Origin of the sequence: Corynebacterium sp. CCUG 69979 (assembly GCF_024454095.1) — a bacterium.
Classification (GTDB): domain Bacteria; phylum Actinomycetota; class Actinomycetes; order Mycobacteriales; family Mycobacteriaceae; genus Corynebacterium; species Corynebacterium genitalium.
Window position 1 is genome coordinate 1 of record NZ_JAGPZA010000045.1, and the last position, 987, is coordinate 987.

Sequence of the window (987 nt, forward strand, 5' to 3'; positions counted from 1 at the left end):
GGGCCCGGCCCCCGGAAAGTAGACACCGTGGGGGTGAAATTATTGGCTTTACTCTAGCGCATTGTTAGGAAGCGTGAGTTTCGTACTCAATGGGTGTGAGGTACTTGCACCAGGAATGCCTTCGGGTGGTGTTGTAGCGCGCACACCATGCGAAGACGTCGCGCCGGCAGACTAGCTGATTGGAAAAGACTTTCTGGTCTTTGAGCACTTCTCGTTTCAATGCCGCGTTAAACGACTCCGCGAGTGAATTATCAGCGCTGCTGCCAACTGCTCCCATCGACTGGGTGACGTTGAGTCTTCGGCAGACAGCCTGAAACTGCGATGAGGTATACACGCTGCCATGATCTGAGTGGAAGATCGCCCCGGAGAGACTGCCACGGGTACGGCGAGCATGCTCGAGCGCTTCTTCGACGAGGTCGGTGCGCATGTGGTCTGCGATCGCGAAGCCGACGAGCATCCGCGAGTAGCAGTCAATCACAGAAGCCAGATACATATTCGACCCGTCTGCGATCGGCAGATAGGTAATATCGCCGACGAGGATCCTATTGGCAGCTGGCGCAGTGAAGTTACGCTTGACCAGGTCAGCGAATATAAAGCGATGACGCTCACACTGCGTTGTCGTGACCTTACGTTTTTTCGTGTAGCCGCGCAGCTGAAGCTTCCTCATAATCCGGGCGATGCGCTTATGGTTGACCGGTCCGGTGCTACTGTACGCATCGTTGAAAGTCAGCTCGGCGGCAATGCGTTTTGCGCCGTAGAGCTGCCTCTTGTCGTCGAAGATGGCCTGGACCTTGGCTCCGAGTATGGCATCATCAACCAGTCTGCGGTGCCGCTGGGCGCTGCTAGCTTTCCATTTGTAGTAGGAGCTGCGGTTTAACCCGAGTACGGTGCACATCCGCTTGACCGAGTAATCGGTGCGGTGGTCATCAACGAACCGGAAGCGGATCACCAGTTCGTCTCTTCCATGAAATATTTGGCTGCCTTACG

At 55.6% G+C, this 987-nt stretch carries 1 pseudogene; it reads right to left on the minus strand.

The features are described 5' to 3' along the window. Window positions 1-64: 64 nt before the first annotated feature. Window positions 65-979: pseudogene (locus KBX18_RS11735) on the minus strand (IS3-like element IS3502 family transposase); the annotation flags it as partial. Between the last annotated feature and the right edge of the window lie 8 nt (window positions 980-987).